Origin of the sequence: Pseudomonas sp. GXM4 (genome assembly GCF_008923895.1) — a bacterium.
Taxonomy (GTDB): domain Bacteria; phylum Pseudomonadota; class Gammaproteobacteria; order Pseudomonadales; family Pseudomonadaceae; genus Aquipseudomonas; species Aquipseudomonas atacamensis.
Genome location: NZ_WBRZ01000359.1, coordinates 1 through 4,556, shown reverse-complemented (window position 1 = coordinate 4,556; position 4,556 = coordinate 1). Strand labels below are relative to the sequence as shown.

Genomic DNA, 4,556 nt, shown 5'->3' with positions numbered 1-4,556 from the left:
TGCTGCGACAGCTTGAAGGCGCGAGAGCTGAAATGGCCTTGGCGGTGAACGCCTACAACCTGAAAAGAGCAATTAACGTGTTGGGCGTGCGCCAGATGATGGCGCTGATGGGCTGAAACGCCTTTTTTCGTCTGCTGTGAGCACAAAAGCAAACGCCCCGAACAAGTCGGGGCGTTTGCTGGAACCACCATCAGTGCGTTTTCACACAGTCTGTCTCGGCGGGTTTCTTTTTAATCAGCTCAACACTCAGGCTCAGTTGACCTTGGCGTTCAACTCACCCTTCAGATAACGCTGGTACATCGCTTCAAGCGAGATCGGTTTGATCTTCGAAGCATTACCAGCAGTACCAAACGCTTCGTAACGCGCGATGCACACGTCACGCATTGCTGTCACGGTGGCGCCGAAGAATTTACGTGGGTCGAATTCGCTCGGGTTGGTCGCCATCAGGCGACGCATGGCGCCGGTGGAGGCCAGGCGCAGGTCGGTGTCGATGTTGACCTTGCGCACGCCGTGCTTGATGCCTTCGACGATTTCTTCAACCGGGACGCCGTAGGTCTCTTTGATGTCGCCGCCGTACTGGTTGATGATCGCCAGCCACTCTTGTGGCACGGAGGACGAACCGTGCATCACCAAGTGAGTGTTGGGGATGCGCTTGTGGATTTCCTTGATGCGGTCGATCGCCAGCACGTCGCCGGTGGGTGGCTTGGTGAACTTGTAGGCGCCGTGGCTGGTGCCGATGGCGATGGCCAGGGCATCGACTTGGGTGCGTTTGACGAAGTCAGCGGCTTCTTCCGGGTCGGTCAGCATCTGGCTGTGATCCAGAACGCCTTCGGCGCCGATGCCGTCTTCTTCACCGGCCATGCCGGTTTCCAGCGAACCCAGGCAGCCCAGCTCGCCTTCTACCGATACGCCGCAGGCGTGAGCCATGGCCACGGTCTGCTGGGTGACGCGGACGTTGTAGTCGTAGTCGGTCGGGGTCTTGCCGTCTTCGCCCAGCGAGCCGTCCATCATCACCGAGCTGAAGCCCAGTTGAATCGAACGCTGGCAGACGTCAGGGCTGGTGCCGTGGTCCTGGTGCATGCACACCGGGATGTGCGGGAATTCTTCGATCGCCGCCAGGATCAGGTGACGCAGGAATGGTGCGCCGGCGTATTTGCGGGCGCCGGCCGAAGCCTGGACGATCACCGGGGAGTCAGTCTTGTCAGCGGCTTCCATGATGGCGCGCATCTGCTCAAGGTTGTTGACGTTGAAGGCTGGAACGCCGTAGCCGAACTCGGCTGCGTGGTCCAGCATCTGGCGCATGCTGATAAGTGCCATTGTGTGTGTCTCTCCCGGTTGAGGGTCGTTGATCGTGCCAGCCTGCCGGAGCGGCGGCGGCTATTCAAGTTAATGCAGATCGGGGGTTGAGGCCCGGTCTGGTGATTCGGTGTTACCAAAATCTTCTGAACGACACAGAACACCTGTGGGAGCGAGCTTGCTCGCGAATACGTCTTGGCATTCAACATTGATGCAAGCTGATCCACCGCTTTCGCGAGCAAGCTCGCTCCCACAGTTGGATCGGTTTCCACATTGGATCTGTGTTGTGTCAATTACTCGGCCTTGCAACCACGGCCAATCAGGTCATTGGTGGCGACCCAGTACACCAGGCCTTCATCACCCTTGACGTGAAACGCCAGCATGCCATCGCTGTACAGCGTGCCCGAGGCGCCCGGCTCTTCTTTCAGGCGATAGACCTGATCACCGCCGCCGAGGCGAACGTCGACTTCCTTCTGGCCGGCATCGGCGTAACGCCACAACACCTTGGCCTGGCTGTCGCAGGTCCAGGTCGTCCAGTTGTCTACCGGCGCCGACGACTGAAACAGGTTCAACTGCGCGCAACCGCCCAACAATGCCAACGCCGCAACGGCGATCAAGCCTTTCATCCGTGTTCCTCGACTGACGACGCATGCCGCCAGCCCTGAGTTAAAGAGTCAGACCCGTCAAGGACAACCATGTTCCTTGACCGGGGTTTGCGTCTCGTATTTGTCCAGGCCGTCCGGACCCGAGCGCTTGTTCAGCACCGGGTTGGTTTCGGCCTGCCAGTCGGCCTGATAACAGCCCTTCTGGGGTTCGCTCGGTGCTGGCGTCGCGTCAGCCTTCGGGGTGCTCCCGCAGGCCGCCAGCGTACCGGTCAGCAACAACAGCGCTAACGACTTGACCATATGAACACTCCTTTGCCTGGCCAAACGGGCGGCCTCAGGCCTTGGCCCGGCTTTCCAGGACTTCAACGGCAGGCAGCACCTTGCCCTCGACGAATTCGAGGAACGCGCCACCACCGGTGGAAATGTAGGAGATCTGCTCAGCCACGCCATATTTATCGATCGCCGCCAGGGTGTCGCCACCGCCCGCGATGGAGAATGCCGAGCTTTCGGCGACAGCCTGGGCCAGCACTTTGGTGCCGTTGCCGAACTGATCGAACTCGAACACGCCAACCGGGCCGTTCCACAGAATGGTTTTCGACGACTTCAGCAGCTCGGCGAAATTGGCCGCGGTTTGTGGGCCGATGTCGAGAATCATGTCATCTGCCGCGACGTCAGCGATCAACTTCACAGTCGCTTCAGCGCTTTCGGCAAATTCCTTGGCGACCACAACGTCAACCGGCAACGGCACGCTGACTTTCGCCGCGATTTCACGCGCGGTGTCGAGCAGGTCCGGTTCATACAGCGACTTGCCGACCGGGTGACCAGCCGCCGCGAGGAAGGTGTTGGCGATGCCGCCGCCGACGATCAGTTGATCGCAGATCTGGCTCAGGCTGTTGAGTACGTCGAGTTTGGTCGAGACCTTGGAGCCGGCAACAATGGCCGCCATTGGCTTGGCCGGTGCGCCCAGGGCTTTGCCCAGTGCGTCCAGTTCAGCGGCCAGCAACGGGCCGGCAGCGGCGACTTTGGCGAACTTGGCTACACCATGGGTCGAACCTTCGGCGCGGTGAGCAGTACCGAAAGCATCCATCACGAACACGTCGCACAGGGCCGCGTACTGCTGGGCCAGGTCGTCGGCGTTCTTCTTCTCGCCCTTGTTGAAGCGTACGTTTTCGAACAGCACGATGTCGCCAGCCTTGACTTCAACACCACCGAGGTAATCAGCCACCAGCGGCACTTCGCGCCCGAGCGCTTTGCTCAGGTAGTCGGCGACAGGTTTCAGGCTGTTCTCGGCGGAGAATTCGCCTTCGGTCGGACGGCCCAGGTGCGAGCAGACCATCACTGCCGCGCCTTTTTCCAGGGCCAGCTTGATGGTCGGCAGCGAAGCCAGGATGCGCGCGTCGCTGGTGACAACACCGTCCTTGACGGGGACGTTGAGGTCTTCGCGGATCAATACGCGCTTACCTTGCAGATCGAGGTCGGACATCTTCAACACGGTCATGGGTCGCACTTCCTACGGTTTTTTTGAAGTTGCTGTTTGCAGATAGTGGTCTGCAACGTCCAGCATTCGGTTGGCAAAACCCCATTCGTTGTCGAACCAGGCCAGGATGTTCACCAGTTTGGGGCCGGAAACACGGGTCTGACTGGCATCGACGATGGCCGAATGTGGGTCATGGTTGAAATCACAGCTGGCGTGCGGCAACTCGGTGTAGGCCAGAAGGCCTTTGAGCGGGCCGCTGGTGGCGGCTTCGCGCAGGATCCGGTTGACCTCGTTGGCGTCAGTCGCGGTGGCGGTCTGCATCGTGATGTCGAGGCAGGACACGTTGACTGTCGGCACGCGCACGGCTTTGGCCTGAATTCGCCCGGCAAGTTCCGGCAGCAGGCGCTCGATACCGCGTGCCAGACCAGTGGACACCGGGATCACCGACTGGAACGCCGAACGCGTGCGGCGCAGGTCTTCGTCATGATAGGCGTCGATCACCGGCTGATCGTTCATCGCCGAGTGAATCGTAGTGATCGACACGTAATCGAGACCGATCGCCTGATCGAGCAGACGCAGCAGCGGCACGCCGCAATTTGTCGTGCACGAGGCGTTGGACACCAGCAGTTCGTCGCCGGTCAGGCAGTCCTGATTGACGCCGTAGACGATGGTAGCGTCGACATCCGCTTCGCTGGCCATCGGCTGCGAGAACAGCACACGCGGCGCGCCGGCATCGAGAAAACGCTGGCCATCGGCACGGGTGTGGTAAGCGCCGGAGCATTCCAGCACCAGATCGACGCCCAGCGACGCCCAATCGATGCCTTCAGGGGTGGCACTGCGCAGGACCTTCACGCAGTCGCCATTGATATGCAGACAATCGCCCTCAACCCGCACTTCGCCGGGAAAGCGGCCGTGGGTGGAGTCGAAGCGTGTCAGGTATTCGATGCTGGCCATGTCGGCCAGATCGTTGATCGCGACAATTTCAAACCCGGCTTTCTCGCCTCGCTCAAACAACGCACGCAAGACGCAACGACCAATCCGGCCGTAGCCGTTGAGTGCAACTTTGTAAGGACGCGGTTGAGGCATGGGGTTCTCGATTACCGTGGTGAATCATGCAGTGCGATATTGCCTGAACCAACGCTTTCGCGAGCAGGCGCGCTCCCACATTGGAATGCATT

Annotated in this window: 5 protein-coding genes; all 5 read right to left on the bottom strand. The window is 60.3% G+C overall.

Going from position 1 to position 4,556, the window contains the following annotated elements; all coding sequences use genetic code 11:
* Nucleotides 1-252 precede the first annotated feature (252 nt).
* A complete protein-coding gene (gene fba / locus F8N49_RS25820; protein WP_008081027.1) occupies nt 253-1,317 on the bottom strand; it encodes a class II fructose-bisphosphate aldolase in 1,065 nt (354 codons plus the stop codon).
* Between the two features lie 272 nt (nt 1,318-1,589).
* Nucleotides 1,590-1,922: an MliC family protein gene (locus F8N49_RS25815; protein ID WP_110644407.1), complete on the bottom strand. Its 333-nt coding sequence runs from the start codon at nt 1,920-1,922 to the stop codon at nt 1,590-1,592.
* 57 nt (nt 1,923-1,979) lie between these two features.
* Complete coding sequence (locus F8N49_RS25810; protein WP_016772786.1) at nt 1,980-2,201, bottom strand: hypothetical protein; 222 nt, start codon at nt 2,199-2,201, stop codon at nt 1,980-1,982.
* Nucleotides 2,202-2,235: 34 nt separating this feature from the next.
* Nucleotides 2,236-3,399, bottom strand: coding sequence for a phosphoglycerate kinase (locus F8N49_RS25805; protein WP_151553114.1), 1,164 nt, complete (start codon nt 3,397-3,399; stop codon nt 2,236-2,238).
* A 12-nt stretch (nt 3,400-3,411) separates the two neighbouring features.
* A complete protein-coding gene (epd, locus tag F8N49_RS25800) occupies nt 3,412-4,464 on the bottom strand; it encodes an erythrose-4-phosphate dehydrogenase (protein WP_151553112.1) in 1,053 nt (350 codons plus the stop codon).
* Between the last annotated feature and the right edge of the window lie 92 nt (nt 4,465-4,556).